Here is a 21,752-nt window from a genome sequence, read left to right as displayed (position 1 = left end):
ATTCACTAATTTACTCTTTTTTGTCACCGACCCAAACCACCAGCACTTTATCGCCCTGATGTTGGCGGCTAAAGGCATAATAATCAGCGGTTTGTTGCGATTTCTGTTCGCCCGCGCCAATGGCGGGATGGCGGGCGCGGAACTGGCTGACTTTCTGCCAGTGCACCAATAGCGCGCCTTTCGCACCCGATAATTCATTCCAGTTCATATCTGAACGGGTGCCCTGTAGTGGATCAGAACCGGTGGGGCCGAATTCTCGCCCACTCTCATCGCCGTAGAAAATCTGCACCGCCCCCGGTGCCAGTAGCAGCAGATCACCCGCCCGCTGCTGTTTTACCAATGACTGCTGCGCATCGTCTTTAAAAAACAGCCGGGTATCGTGTGAGGAGATATAACTCAACACATTGAAACCTTGCAGTTTATCCGCCATCTGTTGATAAGTGCCATCAATGGATGAGAAGCAGGTGAGCGCCTGTTTTGCCTGATCCTGAAAATCAAAGTTAATCATGGCATCAAAGCCATTTTGATAATAATCGCTCTTCATCACACCGTGGCCCCATGCCTCACCGGTCATCCAGAAAGGTAAGTCATCCAGCGCCTGATCGGGGTGAGCGGCTTTCCAGGCGGCCAGCGCGGCGGTGGTTTGTTGCTTAAGTTGTAGCCAGGCGGGTTTCTCCACATGTTTAGCGGTATCCACCCGAAAACCGTCAATGCCGTAATCGCGAACCCATTGGCTCAACCAATGCGTCATGTAATCACGTGGGGTGGCACCAGGAATTTCCCGCGCGGCGGTGTCCGGTTTGTTGCGGTAAAACACCGGTAAGCCGCTGGCTTGGGTCGATTCAGTTTTGATGTCCGGGAGGAAAGCCAGCGACATGGTCAGATCGTCATAGCCGGGGGAGTCGTAATCGCCAATATCCGTGCGGATCCACTTCTGGCCCCACCAGTTATCCCATGCCGCTTTATCACCGAAATTGATGTAATCGTTGAAACTATGCCAGGTTTGACCCCTGCCAGGTGTCCAATCCGTCCAGTTTTTACCTAAGGTTTTCTCCAGTTTATCGCCTTGCAGATAGAGTGCGCCGAATTGATAACTCTGCATATCTGCCAGCGTGGCATAACCCACGTGATTCATCACCACATCAAATAGAATACGAATACCGCGTTTATGCGCCTGTTCAACCAGCGTATGCAGCTCCTGCCCGGTACCCATGTTGGCATCCAGACGGGACCAATCCAGCCCGTAATAGCCGTGGTAGGCGTAATGTGGGAAGTCACCTTTGGTGCCGCCTCCGACCCAGCCGTGAATTTGCTCCAGCGGTGAACTGATCCACAATGCATTGACGCCAAGCTGTTGCAGGTAATCCAGTTTTTCAGTTAATCCCGCCAAATCACCCCCGTGGAAGGTGCCGATCTCCTGCATTCCGTCGCCGTGGCGGCCATAGCTGTGGTCATTGGTTGGGTTGCCATTTTTGAAGCGATCAGTCAGGGCAAAATAGACCGTGGCATTTTGCCAACTGAATGGTGCAGCTTGCTGGGTTTGCGACGACTCCAGCAGCAGTAATCCGCCACTCTCGGGCGCGGGTTGCAAGGTGATTTTACCGAGGGAGACTTTTGCCGTTTGGCCAGAGTAGAAGTCTCGCACCATTTCACCTTCGGCAAAGGTTTGGCGCACATCAATGGTCACTGGCTGCCCATCCCAGCGCTGGCAACTATGCACCACCACCTTGACGGCCTCTGTCACCGGCTCTTTGAGGCTAAGAGTGAGGGTTGGTGTGCCGCTGCGGGTATCAATGCGCGCCTGATACTGACCATCGCGGAACAGTCGCCATGAGATATCTGCTTGATTCTGGCAGGGTTGCAGTGAAAAAGTTTGATTCAACTTCACCGCGCCAGTGGGCTGCCAGCACTGTTTATCCTGATAAAACTTGAGCGGATATTCACCTTTGCTCAATGTGCTGCTGCTGAGAAAAATCCCGCTATCCTGCTCAGTAAAGGTGGGAAAGTGCGGGAGTGACCAATTCGCCATCGCCGCAGGAGAGAGCACCAGTAGCAAAGGGACAGTGAGACGTTTCATGGCACATCTTCCTTAGATCTGAATAGAGTTTGATGAATATCAGTGTGCCGTCTGGTGAAGAAATAGCCTCATCCTTGCGGGGCTTTTGTAGGGAGGAGAGCGGTGGAGGAGAGATTTTGGCCTGCAAGCAGGCCAGTGGTTCAGTTTATGATTGCGGCAAAACTTGCGGGTTGACGCAGTTCTCTTTGACGCTGCCGGTCAGTGCGGCAATCAGGTTATCCACGGCGCAGGCGGCCATGTTGTAACGGGTTTCATGGGTGGCAGAACCAATGTGTGGCACGGCAACCACATTAGGTAATTTGAGGAGTGGCGAGTCCATCGGCAGCGGCTCTTGCTCAAACACATCCAGCCCTGCGGCATGAATAGTGCCATCTTGCAGGGCGGCAATCAGCGCCTGCTCATCCACCACTGGCCCACGGCCGGCATTAATTAAGATGGCGCTGGACTTCATTTTTGCCAGTTGGCTGCGGCCAATCATATGGTAAGTCTGCTCGGTCATCGGCAGGGTAATACAGAGGAAATCAACCTCCGCCAGCAAAGTATCCAGTGAGCAGCGGCGCGCGCCAAAGCGTGTTTCGGCCTCTTCGTGGGGACGGCGGCTGGTGTACAGCACCGGCATACTAAAACCAAAATGCGCCCGCTGAGCCAGCGCCATGCCAATGCGCCCCATACCGAGAATGCCGATGGTTTTATGGTGAACATCCACACCATACCACTCATCACCGATGCTCTCTTGCCACTCACCCGCTTTAACTCGCTCGGCCAATTCCACCACTCTTCGTGCCGAAGAGAGCAGCAGCGCCATCATGGTGTCGGCCACGGTTTCGGTCAGCACCGTGGGGGTGTGCATCAGCGCCACACCACGCTGGTTTAGCGCATCCACATCAAAATTATCATAACCGACAGAAATGGTTGAAGCGGCCCGCAGACGCGGCGCTAATTGCAAAAAGGCGTGATCTATCTTGCCGCCGGAACCGATCAGCCCTTCAGCCTGTTGCAGCGCCGATAATAACTCAGGTTGATTCTCCGGCGTTAAACCAGCAAAACTGTTAACGGTAAAGTGTTGCGCTAATCGTTGATGCAGATCGGTGGGAAGGCTTTTGTACAGCACAATGGCAGGCTTCATCGCAAACTCCAATTCATTTGGGCAAGTGAGATCTGAAGCCAGCATAACAGCGAACACGACAGCGAGATCAAGCAGTAATCTCGCTCATCATGTTACGACTCATTAAAAAATCACGCTTCACTGCTGGCGATACTCTTCGCCGTGAGGCTGTGCGCACCAATCGTGGCACAACGTAGCGCGGTAATGATCGCCAGTGCGGGGGCAATGGCAAACAGGGTAAACAGCCAGTGGGCGGTGTTCTCAGCCCCGGCAACGCCACCGGGGAAATTCAGGCCAGAGAGATTGGCGACCATCCCGGCCATTGCGGCACCGACGGCGGTCGCAAACATCTGCACCGTGGTAATCGACGCCCCGGCAATGTCTTTATCTTCATCAGCCGCCACTTGCAGAATGCGGGTCAGCAGATGCGGCCAGCCAAAACCGATACCAAAACCCACCAGTGTTAGCGCGATGGCGATAGGTGCCATCTGTTGCCAGCTACCGAGTGAGGCGGCTGGCATCAGGATAGCCAGCGCCACAATCCCCGCCAGAACAATGATGGGGCCGCTGATAATCGCCCAACGAATACCTGATTTTTTCCAGCCGGCGCTCATCACCTCAGAGATTGTCCAGCCCGCCGCCATGGTGGCGGCAATATAGCCGGAAATCAGTGGTGACTGGCCATGTAGTGTTTGCAGGAAGTAGGGAACGAAGATCTCGCAGGTAATGCCGACTGCCAGCAGAGAGATGGTGATATAGAGTGCCGCCAGCGGTGAGCTAAGGCGCAGTGCCCCTTTTGGTAGCAGACGTGTGGTGGCGCGGGACTCTATGCGGAATAACAGCAGTAACAGCACCACCGCCAGCGCCATTCCCGCCATGTTGATCAGGCCACTACTGGCGATGCTGCTGGCCGAGATGGTCAGGACAATGGCGGTTAATAGCACTAATTGCGTGACAGGGAGTGCCGAGGCGTCGCTGCTGGATCTGCCCGCCGGCAGGATACGCCAGGTAAAAATGGCATAAATCAGGGTTACCGGTAACAACGTCCAGAATGCAAAGCGCCAGGCATCCATTTCAGCAAAAATGCCGCCGATAGCAGGGCCAATCAGAGTTGCAACCCCCCACATACCCGAAATCAGTGCCATGGCCCGCGGCCATAGTGATTGCTGAAAGACCAGATTAATCATGGCGTAAGAGAGCGCAAACAGGAAGCCGCCGCCCAAACCTTGCACAGTTCGACCCACCAGCATCATCGGCATGTTGGGGGCCATGGCGCATAAGGCGCTGCCCAACATAAAGACCAGCGAGGCGAACAGGTAGGCGCTACGTGGCCCGTAACCACTGAGTAGCCGGGCAGAGAGCGCCGAGCCGAGGATGGAGGCGGTGACGAATAGGGTGGTATTCCAGGCGTACAGGCTCAGGCCGTTAATCTCCAGCACCACCGAGGGCAAAATGGTGGTGGCGATATAAATATTGATCGCATGTAATACAACGCCCCCCGACAGAGCGATGGCAAAGGCCGCATTTTTACCGGAGAACAGGTCACTCCAACGGCTTGCATCATTTATTATCACGTTTCCATCCTGCCAGAAGTCTGGTTGTTGAGTTGATTATATTGTTACGATAAAGTTAAACAAGAAAATTCTTGGAATACGGTAGGCCAGTCAGTGATAATAAGTCAAGCATTGGCTTGGGAAATGTTATGCTGGAAAAGATTGATCAAAAATTAAAAAAATCGCCATGATAGCGGGGAAGATATGAATATCAACCATACAACCAGCCCGCCACACTCTGTCGCCAGGCGCTTGCTGATGCTGCTCAAGACCCGTGGCCCGCTGCAAGCGAGTGATGCCGGGAGGCTACTGGGAACGACCGGTGAAGCGGCCCGACAGCAATTTGTCAAACTGGCCAAAGAGGGGCTGGTGGTCGCCGAGGCAAAAGCGCAGGGGGTGGGCCGCCCGATTCAGCTATGGCAGTTAACCGAGGCTGGTAACGCGCACTTCCCTGATGGCCACGGTGAACTGACCGTGCAATTGTTGCGTTTGATCCGCAGCCAATTGGGTGACAGCGCCCTTGAGCTGCTGATTGATAGCCGTGAGCAGGAGACCTGCAATCAATATTGTCAAGCGATGGCGGGGGCGGCCAATGTGACCGAACGTGTTGAGCGGCTGGTGGCAATTCGCACGCACGAAGGTTATATGGCAGAGATGCAGGTAGAGGCGGATGGCGCATTGCTGTTGATCGAAAATCACTGCCCCATCTGTGCGGCAGCCACCCATTGTCAGGGGTTTTGTCGCGCCGAACTGGCGGTATTCCAGCAAGCTTTGGGAGTACCCGTCGAACGCGTTGAGCACATATTATCCGGCGCCCGCCGCTGCACTTATCGCATTAAACCAGAAGAGTTATGATGACCGGGAAGTGGCTACCGTCAGCAAGGTGCGGATAAATCTGAGTATTTATCCGCATCAGCAGGTTGGGATTATAGCGGGCTTAAGGTTATCTCTACCCGTCGGTTTTGTGCTTTACCGGCGGCAGTGCTGTTACTGGCAACCGGATTATCCGGGCCTGCACCGCTGGTGCGGACACGGTTGGCAGCCACGCCCTGCATAATCAGGGCGCTGCCCACACTATCCGCCCGCTGCTGTGAAAGTGTCATATTATGGGCTCTGGCACCGCTGCTATCGGTAAAGCCTATCACATTGACGGCGGTTTTATCATACTCTTTCAATACCATAGCGACCCCAGTCAGGGTATTGGCTCCCGCTGGTTTTAGGTTGCTGCTGTCAGTATCAAAAGTGACATTATTGGGCATGTTTAATACGATATTGTCGCCCTGACGGGTGACACTAACGCCCGTGCCGTTCATTTTTTCGCGCAACTTAGCTTCCTGCACATCCATGTAGTAGCCCGCACCGCCACCTAGCGCAGCCCCGGCTGCGGCACCAATTAATGCGCCTTTGCCACGGTCATGTTTCGATGATGACAACATGCCGATCCCCGCCCCTAAAGCGGCCCCGATCCCTGCGCCATAACCAGATTTCCCTGCTTGTGATTCGCCGGTATAGGGATTGGTGGTACAGGCGGAGAGGGTCAGCGCAACAGAGACGACAGCGACTCTGACCAATATGTGGTTTTTCATCAAATTTTCCTTAAATGGTGCTCTATTTCGGCGAAAACCTAGCAATATCGCCCAATAGCGGACTAAAAGTCATTAACCAGCCGTCACTTTATTGGCCGATGTTTATATACCATCGTTATCCGACAAAAAATGGGGGAATACTAGTGAGAAAACTCTCATAGTGTCAGCCGAAAGGTTCATTTGGCGGGTTTATCAACAAAATAGGCACAGAAAGGTTACTGATTAGTGGTGTTTTATGATTCCCCCTATAGGTCGCCTAATAGGGGGACAGTGTTCGAATAGGGTGAAAACCTAAAGCCCAGCCCCAGTCGGGGAAGGAAATGAGGGGGAGAAGCGGTAATTCTCCAATTCGTCAGGAATGAAAACAAAACCGATACGTTTTTTAATCATCGCCGAGGGCGTCGAGATCACTTCGGCTTCAACCATAGAGACACCGTCGGCTTTTAGCCGCTGGATCATGGCGTGCAGTGCGGCTGATCCCGCGCCTCTGATGGCACCTTCCACTTGAGGTGTTAAGACGTAAGCGGGGTTGGTTAATGTTGCCCTGATTGTGCCGTGTTTCATCGGCGGGCTGTCACCATTAGAGTAGCTGTCCGCGACACTGGCACTAACAATCTGATGATTAAATCTCACCACGATAATAGTCTGACCAGGACGAGGTTTTTGGCTGTAACTCTTTATTATCTGGCTGGTGACCTGGCCCGCATAGCGATTGGTCGCCATGTCGCTGGGGAATATGCCGTGGCGATCGCAACTCACACGGTGTTCTTGATATGTGTTTTCCCATGTCGCGATCGTTTCGAGTAGTTCATATAGGCTGTGACGGGTCTGCTCGCGACTGCCCTGAATGACCTCAATATCAAATCTTTCTGATGCTACCTGCCACTCGCCATTATGCAGTATGCGGGGTAATACATCTTGGTAAACATAAGAGGAGATAGGCATCTGATATGTTCCCAGCGGATATTGCTGAGCTTGCAGTGGTGAGACGATATCGCTATCACTGCTACTGCTACTGCTACCGTCATTAAAGTTATCACTGTCATAGTCATAGTCATAGTCACTTTCACTATGACAGTGGGCATAAGGCTTTGCGTTGCTGGCCTCCGGCGGGCTATTGATGATGGCATATTGCATATAATTTTGCTCAGAGAGGGCAAAGGATTGTGTGATGCTATCAATTAACACGGATCGGCCCTGTTCCTCGGCGACATCGTTAATAGTTTGGATCAAACGATTACCCGCCGTCGGCTCACGAATAAAGGCATCTATTGCATCGTGATCACTGTCGATGGCACTTCTGTCCAAAATTCCATTCAGTGTCTGAATCAGGTACTCCGTTGACCAGGTGCGTAAACTGTTGCCAAACAGTAGGGTAAAATCGGCTAATACTGATGACAGCCAGGTGGCACAGGAGTATCTGATTTGGCGGGGAAAACGGGCTCCGATAACATATTCTAATGGTTTCTCGCAATAATGAGACACGGCGGGGAGAGTCAGCGACTGACCATGTAGCCCGGTATTTAACTGAGATAATGTGAGACTCGGGGGGGCTTTTTTCAGTGCGGTGGTCACCACGACAGGTTTAGGTTTTAACGGCTCACTCGTGCCGGCCACCACTCTGTTGGATGCATCCTCGCCGGCAAAAAACTTCTTAATATGTTGCCACGCCGACTCAACCTGATTACAACGCCCTTGGGTCACGACATTGTAGAGCGCCAGTGGGCCAGAGATAAAACATCCCGCGATCCCTGCCACGCCGCGTTTGGCTCGATGTGGCTCGTCGTGTACCGCCATCATCACTTTTTGTAAAACCAGTGGTTGCCGGAAATTACTATTGAAAATAGTTAAATCAATGGGATCTTGATTGATAAGAGAACCAAGGGGCATTGATATTATCGGCGATAAGTGGAGTAATTTGCCTTGTGCGGTCTCCAAAAAACTGAGAGATAATTCATTTTTAAGCCAAGAGAACAGAAATGAAATATGGGTTGTCGCTTGATGTAATAGGAAATCAATCCTCTGTGAATCCGGTGACATAATTAATACCATGCCATCATCAACAGTAATATCCATGAAATTATCAAAAGTGATATCAAAGGTATTATTGGTTACTTCAAAGCTAAGTAATAGTGATCTTTCTTGATTTTGTGTATCTGAACTCTCCTGAGGAAAAATAGCAGATAGCGGCAAGGTCATGGTATTACTTATATGACAGTCCGTATCGCAATCAATTGTTTTTACACCCGATTTACTATCTTTACCAATAGGAATCCATGTTTCATCTATAATATTAGATGTGTTCTGGCAGGGTATATTGTCTTGAGTGTTATATTTATAATACAAACAGTTCTGTGTGTTCTCTTTTGACGTGTTATCGATGCCATATATTGTGCTTTTGGTTTTATTCTCTGTGGCAAAAGCTATTCCAATAAATAGTTGATAGATTAATGTAAACAACAAAATTCTTTTGTTTTTTATATTGGTCATCTTTATCATCTCCATTGGGAATATATATTCACCAACAGAATAATGTGGTTATTCGCCTCTGGCATTATTAAAATTTGTCAGATGATAGGGGAAATAAAAAAGGGGATTAATAGAGTGGGCGCTGCCAATGCATTGTCATTATCATATTTTTAGTTTCAATATTATAAGCTTGCCCAATAACCGTAAAACCTTGGTTATGGTAGAAGCGACAGGCCCGTCGGTTCTGCTGGTAAACTTCCAGTGTCAGTGTGTTATAGCGTTGTTGAACGTAATCCATCAGCAGTTTGCCAATCCCTTTACCATGAAAGGATTGCTCAACAAACAAGGCGCCCACCAGTTGTTCTTCGAGAATACTGATAAACCCTACAATAGGCTCCCCCTGGTCGAGAGCGGCTTCCTGTTGCAGATAGACCCAGGTTTTTGCCGCTGGCAGATAGGTATTACGCACCAGCGGGCTGCTCTCGTGCCAATACTGCTCGGCCACAAAAGGATGCGCGGCAATGGTGCTGCTCAGCCATAATGGCATCAGGGCATCAAGATCGCCAGATTGATAATCTCTAATCATTTCAGCGCGTTATCCGGATGGCAGAAGCAGCTTGCCAGATGATCGTTCACCAGGCCGCTCGCCTGCATAAAAGCATAGCAAATAGTGGAGCCGATAAACTTAAAACCCCGTTTTTTCAGTGCCTTTGACATTGCATCGGAGGCCGGTGTGGTGGCGGGGCACTCGGCCAGACACCACCAATGATTCACTTTGGGTTCACCATCAACAAAACTCCAGATAAAATGCGAAAAATCCTCTCCGTTGGCTTCCATCGCGAGATAGGCTTGGGCATTGGTAATAATGGCCTGAATTTTCCCTCGATGGCGGATAATTCCGCTGTCCTGCATCAGTGTCTCGATATCGTCTGGCCCCATTTTTGCCACACGGGCCGGATCAAAATGGTGGAAACACTGGCGATAGCGCTCACGTTTTTTCAGCACAGTTATCCACGACAACCCCGCTTGTTGGCCCTCCAGGCACAGCATTTCGAACAGCGCCTGACTCTCAGTGCGTGGGACTCCCCATTCACTGTCGTGATAAGCGAGGTAGAGCGGATCAGCTGTAACCCAACCGCAGCGTTGTAAGCTCATATTTCTTTGCCTTTTTTGTTGTCAGCTATCGCTGGGCATAATCGCTGTTCAGGCGGAGATAAGCAACCTATCGCTTTTTTGTATTAGTCTATTCTTGATCATCAGGTTAACTGCACGATAATTAATCAGTAGGCAGAATTTAATATTGTTTTTTTGCCATTAATTAGCCTGATAATGAGGTTTTACTATGAATAGCTATTTTATAAGACGACTGGTATTAGTTGCCCCGCTTATTTCCGTAATCGGTATTGGCCCGGTATTTGCCTCGACACCCTCTTTTCCCCCTCACATAAGTGACATCAGAGATGATGACTGCACGCTGGAACCCGGCACCTCTTATTGTGATCCCAACCCCGAATGGAAAGAGAGAAAAATAAAAAATGTAGTAACGATAAAGGAGAATCAGCACTATTTTTTAGCCCCGCCCCCCATTACCTGGTAGCGGAGTGGCTGAATAGTTGAGGTTATTTTTCACATCAATTCGCATGTGTTACTGGATTCTGGCTGTATATCTTCCAGTCAACGGGTATACTGCCTTATTCTATTTTAATCCACTTGTATCGCGTGCGAATCCAACATGCAAAAGTTTGATACCAAGACCTTTCAGGGCCTGATCCTGACGTTACAGGACTATTGGGCGCGCCAAGGCTGCACCATTGTTCAACCACTGGACATGGAAGTCGGCGCGGGTACTTCCCACCCCATGACCTGCCTGCGTGCACTTGGCCCTGAGCCAATCGCTGCCGCTTATGTGCAACCTTCACGCCGCCCGACCGATGGTCGCTACGGTGAAAACCCGAATCGCCTGCAACACTATTACCAGTTCCAGGTGATCATTAAGCCTTCGCCAGACAACATTCAGGAGCTGTACTTAGGTTCGCTGAAAGAGCTGGGTCTGGACCCGACTATCCACGACATTCGCTTTGTCGAAGACAACTGGGAGAACCCAACTTTGGGGGCCTGGGGTCTGGGCTGGGAAGTGTGGCTTAATGGGATGGAAGTGACACAGTTCACTTACTTCCAGCAAGTCGGCGGTTTGGAATGTAAACCGGTCACCGGTGAAATCACCTATGGTCTGGAGCGCCTGGCGATGTACATTCAGGGCGTAGATAGCGTCTATGATCTGATTTGGTGCGACGGCCCGCTGGGCAAAACCACTTACGGTGATATTTATCATCAGAATGAAGTGGAGCAATCCACCTATAACTTCGAATATGCCGATGTGGACTTCCTGTTCTCCTGCTTTGAGCAGTATGAGAAAGAAGCTAAATCGCTACTGGCGCTAGAAACCCCGCTGCCGCTGCCAGCTTACGAACGCATTCTGAAAGCAGGCCACACCTTTAACTTGCTGGACGCCCGCAAAGCCATCTCAGTGACTGAGCGTCAGCGCTATATCCTGCGTATCCGCACACTGACCAAAGCTGTCGCCGAGGCTTATTATGCCTCCCGCGAGGCGTTGGGCTTCCCTATGTGCAAAAAGAATCAGAACTAAGAGGCTGTCATGACTCAACAGACTTTCCTGGTGGAAATCGGCACGGAAGAGCTGCCGCCGAAGGCTCTTCGTTCGCTGGCCGAATCTTTTGCTGCCAATTTTACCGCCGAGCTGGATAGCGCCAATCTGCCTCATGGCGAGGTGATTTGGTATGCCGCACCGCGCCGTTTAGCGCTAAAAGTAGTAAATTTAAGTGCCGCTCAGGCCGATCGCGAAGTCGAAAAACGTGGCCCGGCGATTGCACAAGCATTTGATGCTGAAGGTAAACCTAGCAAAGCGGCTGAGGGTTGGGCGCGCGGCTGTGGGATTACTGTCGATCAAGCTGAACGCCTGGTCACAGACAAAGGCGAATGGCTGCTGTATCGCGCGCATGTCAAAGGGGAGTCGGCGCAATTACTGCTGGCGGGCATGGTTAATGCCGCACTGGCTAAGTTGCCGATCCCTAAACTAATGCGCTGGGGTGATAAAGAGACTCAATTCGTTCGCCCAGTCCATACTGTGACCATGCTGTTAGGCAGCGAATTAATTGCTGGCACAGTGTTGGGTATCGATTCAGACCGCATTATCCGTGGTCATCGCTTTATGGGTGAAGCGGAATTCGCCCTTGATAATGCCGAGCAGTATCCGCAGGCCCTGCTGGAACGCGGCAAAGTGATCGCCGATTATGAATTGCGTAAAGCTATCATCAAGCGTGATGCAGAGCTGGCAGCACAGAAGATTGGCGGCGTCGCCGATCTGAGCGAAAGCTTGCTGGAAGAGGTCGCGTCGCTGGTGGAGTGGCCGGTGGTACTGACCGCCAAATTTGAAGAGAAATTCCTGGCCGTCCCTGCGGAAGCGCTGGTGTACACCATGAAAGGCGACCAGAAGTATTTCCCAGTTTACGACACTGCCGGTAACTTGCTGCCAAACTTCATTTTTGTCACCAATATTGAATCTAAAGATCCTCAGCAGATTATCTCTGGTAACGAGAAAGTGGTTCGCCCACGTCTGGCTGATGCAGAGTTCTTCTTTAATACCGACCGCAAAAAACGTCTGGAAGATAATTTACCGCGTCTGGAAACCGTGCTGTTCCAACAGCAACTGGGCACTTTGCGCGATAAAACCGATCGTATTCAGGCGCTGGCAGGCTGGGTTGCCGCCCAAATTGGGGCCGATGTTAACCACGCAACGCGTGCCGGTTTGCTCTCCAAGTGTGACCTGATGACCAACATGGTTTTCGAATTCACCGACACTCAAGGTGTGATGGGGATGCACTATGCTCGCCACGACGGTGAAGCTGAAGATGTTGCGGTTGCACTGAATGAGCAATATCAGCCACGTTTTGCGGGCGATGACTTGCCGTCTAATCCCATTGCCTGTGCGCTGGCGATTGCCGATAAAATGGACACGCTGGCGGGTATCTTTGGTATCGGTCAACATCCGAAAGGCGATAAAGACCCGTTTGCACTGCGCCGTGCGGCATTGGGTGTGCTGCGTATTATCGTCGAAAAGAACTTGCCGCTGGATCTGCAAACCCTGACCGAAGAGGCCGTGCGCCTGTACGGCAGCAAGCTGACCAACGCCAAAGTGGTTGATGAAGTGATTGAGTTCATGCTGGGCCGCTTCCGTGCCTGGTATCAGGATGAAGGTCATAGCGTCGATACCATTCAGGCGGTATTGGCGCGTCGTCCAACCAGACCTGCTGATTTTGATGCCCGGGTGAAAGCGGTAACCTATTTCCGCACACTCGATGCAGCCGCTGCACTGGCTGCCGCGAATAAGCGTGTATCGAATATTCTGGCAAAATCGACTGATACCCTGAATGACCACGTGCGTGCTTCGGTGCTAAAAGACCCGGCAGAGCTGAAACTGGCGACTCACTTGGTGGTCTTGCGCGATAAGCTGGAACCTATTTTTGCTGCCGGTCAGTATAAAGAGGCATTGGTGGAACTGGCTGCGCTACGAGAAACCATTGATGAGTTCTTCGACAGCGTGATGGTAATGGCGGAAGATGATGCGGTTCGCATTAACCGACTGACATTACTGAGTAAATTACGCGAGCTATTCTTGCAGGTTGCTGATATTTCACTGTTACAGTAAGTCTGGTATTTGGCTCGTCATAGGGGAGCGTTTATCGCTCCCCTTAGCTATTCTTAACACTGTCATTGGGTGATAAGAGTGGGATGTTGTGAAGATAAGTCCCTATTACAGGAGTAGTTTCACATGACTTTTGCATTGAATACGACCCGTTATTCGCGTTGGTTTGCGCCATTCCTGGCGTTACTGGTAGTGTTCCAACTCACTGCTTGCGGTGATAAAGAGCCAGAACAACGTAAGGCTTTTATTGATTATCTGCAAAACACCGTAATGCGTAGCGGGATGAAGCTGCCAACACTGAGTGAAGATCAAAAGCAGAAATTTGGCCCTTATGTCAGCGATTACGCGATTTTAGTCACTTTTTCGCAGCAACTGACGAAATCTGTGGATGCTAGCCTGACGCCTGCTATTGCACAGATCAATGAAATTCGTGTGGCGCAAGATTATCTCAATAAGCGTGATGCATTACAGCAGTCAGCGGGAGCTTTGAACCTGTTGGTGCAGCAGATTCGCACTGCCAAAACTCAGGCCGATAGCGCTGTAGCTGCCTTGAAACAGCCTGATGATTTGAAAGCGGTATTCAACAAAGCTTTTGATAATATTGTGACTCAGCCCACCAATGTGTTGATCCCAGCTATTCCAGTGGTATCTGCTTTTGTGCAAGATTTGGCCCAGGTAGGGGATTTCCTGCAACAGCAGGGCACACAGGTCAGCTTTAATAATGGCGGCGTTCAGTTCCAGACGCCACAGCAAGCGGCTTTGTATAACACCATGATGGCTAATTTAGTCGCCAAGTACCCGGCGATGATGGCGGCACAAAAGAGTGTGATGAGTGTTATTCAGTGATGATTTTGGTTTGATTTAGTTTGGATTGGTGTTTGATTTAGTTTGAATTGAACTGATGAACGGCGCTGGTTGATATGAGATCAGCGCTCACTTTGTCTCTGATATCTCAATCGAGCACGTGCGCTAGCGCAGGGGTTCCAAGGGGGTTACGCGCTTGTAACCCCTTTAGCGGCTGAGGCATCGGAGGTTAGGTGAGCACCAATCTCATGTCAACCGAACAGGTTACTCAATTAAACGACATATTTCTCAATTGCCACCGCCACACCATCTTCACTATTCGTCGTAGTAATAAACTGCGCAATCTCTTTTAGTTCAGGAATAGCATTCCCCATCGCCACACCCACGCCAGCGTAATTAACCATCGCGATATCATTACCCTGATCACCCAGTGCCATCACATTTTCCTGTGCAATGCCTAAATGGTCAGCCAGCATTTTCACCCCCGTCCCCTTATCAACTCGCTTACTCAAAATTTCCAGGTAGAAAGGGGCACTCTTCATGATGGTGAAACGCTCGAAAGCCTCAGCGGGCATCATTGCTAATGCGCGGTCAAGGGCCTCTGGCTCATCGATCATCATCACTTTTGGGAAGCGTAATGTTGGGTCCATCTCCTCTACGGCACGATATTTCAATGGGATACCCGTCAATAACACTTCATGCAGGGTGTATTTGCTGATGTCTTTGTTGGCGGTATATAAGGTATCAAAATCAAAAGCCTGGAAACTGACACCCATTTTGCGCGATAAGGCTTCAAAATAGAGATAATCTTCGAAACTGAGGGTTTCCTGCAAAATACATTCACCGGTGGCAGCTTTTTGGACCAATGCACCATTATTACTGATGCAATAATCGCCACTGTTTTCCATATTCAATTCGCGTAAATAGCGCTGGACCCCGATATAGGGCCGGCCCGTGGCCAATACCACGCAAACACCTTTGGCTCGAGCGGCATCAATGGCCTGCTTTACCCGTGGTGTGATTTCATGCTGTGGATTCAGTAAGGTGCCGTCCATATCGATAGCGATCAATTCAATAGCCATAAGGTCCTCAGATTTATTTAACTAATACCTCATGCTAACGCGATTCAGCGCTCAAATGCTAGTGAGTCTGTGCGCCACACGATTGTTGCGACGATAAGGGCGGTATTCAGGCAAAAAAAATCCAGAGACAGTATCCTGCTCTGGATCTTTTATCGTTTATCTTACCCGCAGATTAGATATCGATATTGGCTGCGCGCAGCGCATTCTCTTCGATAAAGGCACGGCGAGGTTCAACCGCGTCACCCATCAGAGTGGTGAATAGCTGATCAGCTGCTATGGCATCTTTCACCATAACTCGCAGCATACGACGGCTGGTTGGGTCCATCGTGGTTTCCCACAGCTGTTCTGGGTTCATTTCACCCAAGCCTTTATAGCGCTGGATTGCCAGGCCACGACGGGACTCTTTCACTAACCAATCCAGTGCGTCTTCGAAGCTTGAAACCGGCACACGGCGCTCGCCACGCTCAACAAAAGCGTCTTCTTCGATTAAGCCACGCAGCTTATCGCCCAACAGACAGATTTTGCGATATTCACCACCGTGGATGAAATCAAAGTCCAGCTCATAGTCAGTATCCACACCATGGGTGCGGATACGTAAAATTGGCTCGAACAACTGACGCTCACGGTTTTCGCGCACCACTGAACTGTAGCTGCTGCCGTGCTGCTCTTTCTCATTCAGCAACACCACCAGCGAATCAATCCACTGCGTCACAACCTCTTTATTGCTCAAATCTTCTTCTAGTAGAGTTGGCTGATAAATCAGGTTATTCAGCAGAGCACGCGGGAAGCGGCGTTCCATGCGGGCGATAGTTTTCTGAACACTGTAGTGCTCAGCAACCAATTTTTCTAATGGCTCACCAGCCAGTGCCGGTGCATGGGCATTGATGTGCAATGCTGCGCCATCCAGTGCCAGCGACATCTGGTACTGCTCCATCGCATCATCATCTTTGATGTACTGCTCTTGCTTGCCTTTCTTCACTTTGTACAGTGGCGGTTGAGCGATAAATACATGTCCACGCTCAATAATTTCCGGCATCTGACGGTAGAAGAAGGTCAACAATAACGTGCGGATGTGAGAACCATCGACGTCGGCATCGGTCATGATAATGATATTGTGATAGCGCAATTTGTCCGGGTTATATTCATCCCGACCAATGCCACAACCCAGCGCGGTGATCAGCGTTGCCACTTCTTGCGAAGAGAGCATTTTGTCAAAACGCGCTTTCTCAACGTTCAGAATTTTACCTTTCAGCGGCAAAATAGCCTGATTTTTACGGTTACGGCCCTGTTTAGCAGAACCGCCCGCAGAGTCCCCTTCCACTAAGTAGAGTTCGGACAACGCCGGGTCACGCTCCTGGCAGTCTGCCAGTTTGCCTGGCAGACCAGCTAAATCCAGCGCGCCTTTACGGCGGGTCATTTCACGGGCTTTACGCGCGGCTTCACGGGCGCGGGCTGCATCAATGATTTTACCGACCACGATTTTGGCGTCAGTTGGGTTTTCCAGCAAATACTCAACCAGCTTCTCGTTCATCAGTGTTTCAACCGCCGTTTTCACCTCAGAAGAGACCAACTTATCTTTGGTCTGTGAGGAGAACTTAGGATCTGGCACTTTCACCGAAACCACGGCAATCAGACCTTCACGGGCGTCATCACCGGTGGCACTGATTTTCGCTTTTTTACTGTAACCCTCTTTATCCATGTAGCTGTTCAGCGTGCGGGTCATCGCCGTACGGAAACCAACCAGATGGGTACCACCATCACGCTGTGGAATGTTGTTGGTAAAGCAGTAAATATTTTCCTGGAAACCATCATTCCACTGCAGTGCCACTTCCACACCGATATCATCTTTCACGGTAGAGAAGTAGAACACTTTCGGGTGGATCGGGTTTTTGTTCTTGCTCAGATACTCAACAAACGCCTTGATACCGCCTTCGTAGTGGAAGTGGTCTTCTCTGTCGTTGCGCTTGTCTTTCAGCTTGATTGAAACACCTGAGTTCAGGAATGACAGCTCACGCAGACGTTTAGCTAAAATTTCATACTGGAATTCGGTGTTATTGGTGAAGGTCTCGAAACTCGGCCAAAAACGCACGGTAGTCCCGGTTAGATCAGTTTCACCCACCACTTTCAGAGGTGCTTGCGGCACACCCATTTTGTAAGTCTGCTCGTGAACTTTACCTTCACGGCGAATGACCAGCTCCAGTTTCTCAGACAGGGCGTTAACAACTGACACACCCACGCCATGCAAACCGCCGGAAACTTTGTAAGAGTTATCATCAAACTTACCGCCCGCATGTAGCACGGTCATGATGACCTCAGCTGCCGATACCCCTTCCTCTTCATGTAAGCCGGTTGGGATACCACGGCCATCATCCTGTACAGAAACCGAGTTGTCAGAATGGATGGTGACGATAATTTCTTTACAGTGGCCAGCGAGGGCTTCGTCGATAGCGTTGTCCACAACCTCGAATACCATGTGGTGCAGACCGGTACCGTCATCAGTATCACCGATATACATGCCCGGGCGCTTACGAACCGCATCCAGCCCTTTTAATACCTTGATACTTGAGGAGTCATAAGTATTCGACATCAACGTTTCTCGCTCATTTTTAATCCTGTGGTTGAACCTCTATTTTGCCATGTTCCACGCGGAACATCTTGCCCTTTTCGCCTACCATGTCGGCCACTTGCTCAGCGCTCACTGCGCTGACAAAAACCTGGGCCTGGGTCGCTTTCAAACGCTCGGCCAATAAACGACGACGGCCGGTGTCTAATTCGGAAGCAAAATCGTCAAGCAGATACAGGCAACGCCGCCCGCTCTGTCGGGTGAGAAACTCACCCTGCGCTAACCGCAGTGCGCACATCAGCAGTTTTAGCTGACCGCGCGATAGCAGATCTTCTACCGGCGTACCATCAGCCCGAATGCGGAAATCCGCTTTATGCGGCCCGATGGCGGTATAGGTTAGCGCGCGGTCACGCTCAAACTGGCGTTCCAGCAACTCACCGTAGTCGCTCTCCTTATCCCAGCCGCGCTGGAAAGAGAAACTCAGGGCGAACTCTGGCAGGAACAGGGCGCATGTGGCTGAAATATCTGCCGCAATTGCGTCACTGTATGCCGCCCGCCACTCGCTAATACGCTCGGCCAGCGGGACTATCTCTTGATCCCATGGCCGAATTTGCGCATAGCGACTAACCTGGCGCAGCGCGGCATTACGCTGCTTAAGTAACCTTTTCAGATTGCTCCAGGCCGTAAAAAAACCGGGTTCGTTATGAAAGCAACCCCAGTCTAAAAAAGCGCGCCGGAATTTTGGCCCGCCATTCAATAGCGTAAAACCCTCGGGGGTAATCAACTGCATCGGCAGCATTTGTGCCAATTCAGCCACTTTATGGCCGTCAGTGCCATCGATGCGCACTTTGCTATCACCCTGCCGGCTTTTACTCAGGCCGACAGATGACTCGCGTTCATTCACATCAACCCGACCATGCAGCACAAACTCGGCACAGTCGTGGCGAATCACTCGCCCGGCCTGCAAACTGCGAAAAGCGCGGCCATGACCCAAGGTATAAATCGCCTCCAACACACTGGTTTTGCCACTGCCGTTGGGGCCGACTAAAAAATTAAAACCCGACGCCAGCGCCAAGTCTGCCGATTCGATATTGCGAAAATCTTTAATCAGTAAACGCGTCAAAGCCATGCTGCAAATTTCTTCATTATCGAAGTAATCGAACTATCAAGGGCGTTATCGTCGCAGGCCATTTACGTGCGGCCAGCGCACAGCCACCGGAGCGTACTTATTGTACGTGAGGATGGCGAGCACTACCCAATCGCAAAGGGGCAAGCAAGATAGCCCGATAAATATTACAACCGCATTGGCATGACCACGTAGGCTGCGGCCTGACTGGCACCATCTTCGATCTGCACACTCGAAACTGAATCAGTCAGTAACAGGCGCACATCTTCACACTTCAGTGCGTTAAGCACATCAAGCACATAGCTGACGTTGAAACCGATCTCCATTTCCGTCCCGTCGTAGCTGACATCGAGGATCTCTTCTGCTTCTTCCTGCTCAGGGTTATTGGCCGTGATCTTGAGCTGATTTTGGCTAACATAGAGCCGAACGCCACGAAACTTCTCATTAGATAAGATAGCCGCTCGAGCAAAAGCTTGTTTCAGCAAATCACAGCTCGCTTCCAACGTTTTGTCCGGATTTTTCGGCAATACGCGGCGATAATCAGGGAAACGGCCATCGACCAGCTTAGAGGTGAAAATAAAATCACCGACATGAGCGCGGATGTTGTTACTGCCAATTTGCAGACGCAGTGGTGTATCACCACCATCCAGTAACCTCACCAACTCCATCACGCCTTTACGTGGCACGATCACCGAATGTGACGGCAGCGTTTGGCCAATCGGCATTGAGCATACCGCCAAACGGTGACCATCGGTCGCGACGGTGCGCAACTCTTCGCCTTCGGTCTCAAACAGCATGCCATTCAAGTAATAGCGCACATCCTGATGGGCCATCGAGAACTGAGTGGACTCAATCAGGCGCTTCAAGGTGGCTTGCGGTAAAGTGAATTCAACTTCACTCTGCCAGTCATCCAGATTAGGGAAATCTACCGCCGGTAAGGTGGATAGCGAGAAGCGGCTACGACCAGAGCGCACCAGCAGACGATCGCCATCTAATGCGACGGTAATTTCGGCCCCTTCCGGCAAACCACGCCAGATATCAAAAAACTTCCGGGCAGGCACTGTGGTAGCACCCTGTTCATGGGGCTGGGATAGGGCAACACAGGCCACCATCTCCATCTCCAGATCGGTACCGGTCAGGCGCAAAGAACCTTCCGTCACTTGCAGCAACAAGTTACCCAGAATAGGCAACGTAGGGCGTCCACCCAGCGGGCTACTGACCTGTTGCAGCGGTTTTAGCAGATGCTCACGTTCAATGATAAATTTCATAGCGCTAGGAGGATAATGTTCTGATTAAGTTAGAGAAATCTTCTTTGATGTCGTGACTTTCTTCACGCAACTGCTCAATTTTCCGGCAGGCGTGCAACACCGTGGTATGGTCGCGGCCACCAAACGCATCGCCGATTTCAGGCAGGCTGTGGTTGGTTAGCTCTTTCGCCAACGCCATCGCCATTTGACGTGGGCGGGCTACCGAACGTGAACGCCGTTTGGAGAGTAGGTCAGCGACCTTAATTTTATAATATTCAGCAACAGTTTTTTGAATATTATCGATAGTAACCAGCTTTTCCTGCAATGCCAGTAAGTCGCGCAGCGCTTCGCGCACAAAATCAATGGTGATTGCCCGACCCGTAAAATTGGCGTTGGCTATCACACGATTCAATGCCCCTTCCAGCTCACGCACGTTAGAACGCAGACGCTTGGCAATAAAGAACGCGACCTCACCGGGCAAGCGAATATCATTTTCATCCGCTTTCTTCATCAGAATCGCGACACGGGTTTCTAGTTCCGGCGGCTCGATAGCTACCGTCAGGCCCCAGCCAAACCGCGACTTCAGACGATCTTCTACGCCATTGATCTCTTTTGGATAGCGATCTGACGTCAAAATGATCTGCTGATTACCTTCCAGCAAGGCATTAAAGGTGTGGAAAAACTCTTCCTGCGAACGCTCTTTATTGGCAAAGAACTGAATATCATCGATTAATAGTGCATCAACCGAACGATAATAGCGCTTAAACTCTTCTATCGCGTTGTTCTGCAAGGCTTTTACCATATCTTGCACAAAACGCTCTGAATGCATGTAAACCACTTTGGCATTGGCTTTACGGGCCATGATGCCATTTCCCACAGCATGTAACAGGTGAGTTTTACCCAAACCTGTACCGCCATAGAGGAATAACGGGTTATACGCCCCCCCCGGATTATCAGCCACCTGACGTGCTGCTGCCCGGGCCAGTTGGTTCGATTTACCCTCAACGAAGTTATCAAATGTGTGCTTCGGGTTAACATTCGAACGGTAAGAGTGTTCAGGCTGAGCGGGCGAACTATCCCAACTCGGGCGCACAGGTGCGCTGCGGGTAACCGGAGCGACAGGCGCACTAACGCTGGCTGTAACTGGATGACTGTGTGCCGCTCTTACCGCCGGTTTACTCCCCACTTCAAAACGCAGTAAGGGAACCTCGCTGCCACAAAAGTCATTAAGTAATCCATTGATATTGTTTAAGTACTTATCACGGACCCAGTCCAGAACAAAACGATTAGGGGCGTAAAGCGCCAGAGTATTGTCACTCAGTTCCGCCTGTAGGGGGCGTATCCACATACTAAATTCTGTGGCAGGTAACTCATCCTGCAATCGGGCAAGACACTGCTGCCAAAGCGAAAGTGACAC

General features: G+C 50.8%; 16 protein-coding genes. 4 read left to right on the top strand and 12 right to left on the bottom strand.

Going from position 1 to position 21,752, the window contains the following annotated elements:
- Positions 1-10: 10 nt before the first annotated feature.
- From FFE93_RS00080 to FFE93_RS00070, 3 genes are all read right to left on the bottom strand, one after another.
- Complete coding sequence (locus FFE93_RS00080) at positions 11-2,077, bottom strand: alpha-amylase (protein WP_138774646.1); 2,067 nt, start codon at positions 2,075-2,077, stop codon at positions 11-13.
- 145 nt (positions 2,078-2,222) lie between these two features.
- Complete coding sequence (gene ghrB / locus FFE93_RS00075) at positions 2,223-3,203, bottom strand: glyoxylate/hydroxypyruvate reductase GhrB (protein WP_032896711.1); 981 nt, start codon at positions 3,201-3,203, stop codon at positions 2,223-2,225.
- A 110-nt stretch (positions 3,204-3,313) separates the two neighbouring features.
- Positions 3,314-4,750 (bottom strand): MFS transporter, encoded by a 1,437-nt coding sequence (locus FFE93_RS00070; protein ID WP_054872337.1) that lies wholly within the window; start codon positions 4,748-4,750, stop codon positions 3,314-3,316.
- 189 nt (positions 4,751-4,939) lie between these two features.
- Between FFE93_RS00070 and FFE93_RS00065 the strand changes: the two genes are divergently transcribed.
- Positions 4,940-5,590, top strand: a complete 651-nt coding sequence (locus FFE93_RS00065; protein WP_005271575.1) for a helix-turn-helix transcriptional regulator — start codon at positions 4,940-4,942, stop codon at positions 5,588-5,590.
- Between the two features lie 71 nt (positions 5,591-5,661).
- On the opposite strand, the gene FFE93_RS00060 is transcribed toward FFE93_RS00065, so the two are convergent.
- The 4 genes from FFE93_RS00060 to FFE93_RS00045 all read right to left on the bottom strand — a co-directional run bounded on the left by FFE93_RS00060 (position 5,662) and on the right by FFE93_RS00045 (position 9,945).
- A complete protein-coding gene (locus tag FFE93_RS00060; protein ID WP_138774645.1) occupies positions 5,662-6,321 on the bottom strand; it encodes an OmpA family lipoprotein in 660 nt (219 codons plus the stop codon).
- A 291-nt stretch (positions 6,322-6,612) separates the two neighbouring features.
- Positions 6,613-8,397: a hypothetical protein gene (locus FFE93_RS00055; RefSeq protein ID WP_261369030.1), complete on the bottom strand. Its 1,785-nt coding sequence runs from the start codon at positions 8,395-8,397 to the stop codon at positions 6,613-6,615.
- 520 nt (positions 8,398-8,917) lie between these two features.
- Positions 8,918-9,376, bottom strand: coding sequence for an N-acetyltransferase (locus FFE93_RS00050; protein ID WP_138774643.1), 459 nt, complete (start codon positions 9,374-9,376; stop codon positions 8,918-8,920).
- Positions 9,373-9,945, bottom strand: a complete 573-nt coding sequence (locus FFE93_RS00045; RefSeq protein ID WP_005271566.1) for a DNA-3-methyladenine glycosylase I — start codon at positions 9,943-9,945, stop codon at positions 9,373-9,375. Before FFE93_RS00045 ends, FFE93_RS00050 begins: the two co-directional genes overlap by 4 nt.
- A gap of 577 nt (positions 9,946-10,522) precedes the next feature.
- Here FFE93_RS00045 and glyQ point away from each other — a divergent pair.
- The 3 genes from glyQ to FFE93_RS00030 all read left to right on the top strand — a co-directional run bounded on the left by glyQ (position 10,523) and on the right by FFE93_RS00030 (position 14,359).
- Positions 10,523-11,437 (top strand): glycine--tRNA ligase subunit alpha, encoded by a 915-nt coding sequence (gene glyQ / locus FFE93_RS00040; RefSeq protein ID WP_005271562.1) that lies wholly within the window; start codon positions 10,523-10,525, stop codon positions 11,435-11,437.
- Positions 11,438-11,446: 9 nt separating this feature from the next.
- Positions 11,447-13,516: a glycine--tRNA ligase subunit beta gene (gene glyS, locus FFE93_RS00035; RefSeq protein ID WP_005271559.1), complete on the top strand. Its 2,070-nt coding sequence runs from the start codon at positions 11,447-11,449 to the stop codon at positions 13,514-13,516.
- A 123-nt stretch (positions 13,517-13,639) separates the two neighbouring features.
- Complete coding sequence (locus FFE93_RS00030) at positions 13,640-14,359, top strand: DUF3053 domain-containing protein (RefSeq protein WP_005271556.1); 720 nt, start codon at positions 13,640-13,642, stop codon at positions 14,357-14,359.
- Between the two features lie 230 nt (positions 14,360-14,589).
- On the opposite strand, the gene yidA is transcribed toward FFE93_RS00030, so the two are convergent.
- The 5 genes from yidA to dnaA form a co-directional block, all read right to left on the bottom strand.
- Positions 14,590-15,399 (bottom strand): sugar-phosphatase, encoded by an 810-nt coding sequence (yidA, locus tag FFE93_RS00025; protein ID WP_005271554.1) that lies wholly within the window; start codon positions 15,397-15,399, stop codon positions 14,590-14,592.
- A 172-nt stretch (positions 15,400-15,571) separates the two neighbouring features.
- Positions 15,572-17,986 carry a DNA topoisomerase (ATP-hydrolyzing) subunit B gene (gyrB, locus tag FFE93_RS00020; protein WP_005271549.1) on the bottom strand — a complete coding sequence of 805 codons (2,415 nt, stop codon included), beginning with the start codon at positions 17,984-17,986 and terminating at the stop codon, positions 15,572-15,574.
- A gap of 19 nt (positions 17,987-18,005) precedes the next feature.
- On the bottom strand, positions 18,006-19,091 hold the full coding sequence (recF, locus tag FFE93_RS00015; RefSeq protein WP_005271548.1) for a DNA replication/repair protein RecF: 1,086 nt from the start codon (positions 19,089-19,091) through the stop codon (positions 18,006-18,008).
- Positions 19,092-19,255: 164 nt separating this feature from the next.
- The gene (gene dnaN, locus FFE93_RS00010) at positions 19,256-20,356 is read right to left on the bottom strand and encodes a DNA polymerase III subunit beta (RefSeq protein ID WP_005271547.1); all 1,101 of its coding nucleotides are present in this window, start codon (positions 20,354-20,356) and stop codon (positions 19,256-19,258) included.
- Between the two features lie 4 nt (positions 20,357-20,360).
- Complete coding sequence (gene dnaA / locus FFE93_RS00005; RefSeq protein ID WP_005271546.1) at positions 20,361-21,752, bottom strand: chromosomal replication initiator protein DnaA; 1,392 nt, start codon at positions 21,750-21,752, stop codon at positions 20,361-20,363.

The sequence above is a fragment of the Yersinia sp. KBS0713 genome (assembly GCF_005937895.2).
GTDB classification, from domain to species: domain Bacteria; phylum Pseudomonadota; class Gammaproteobacteria; order Enterobacterales; family Enterobacteriaceae; genus Yersinia; species Yersinia bercovieri.
The sequence above is the reverse complement of the archived record's forward strand: the minus strand, read 5'-3'. Positions and strand labels throughout refer to the sequence as shown.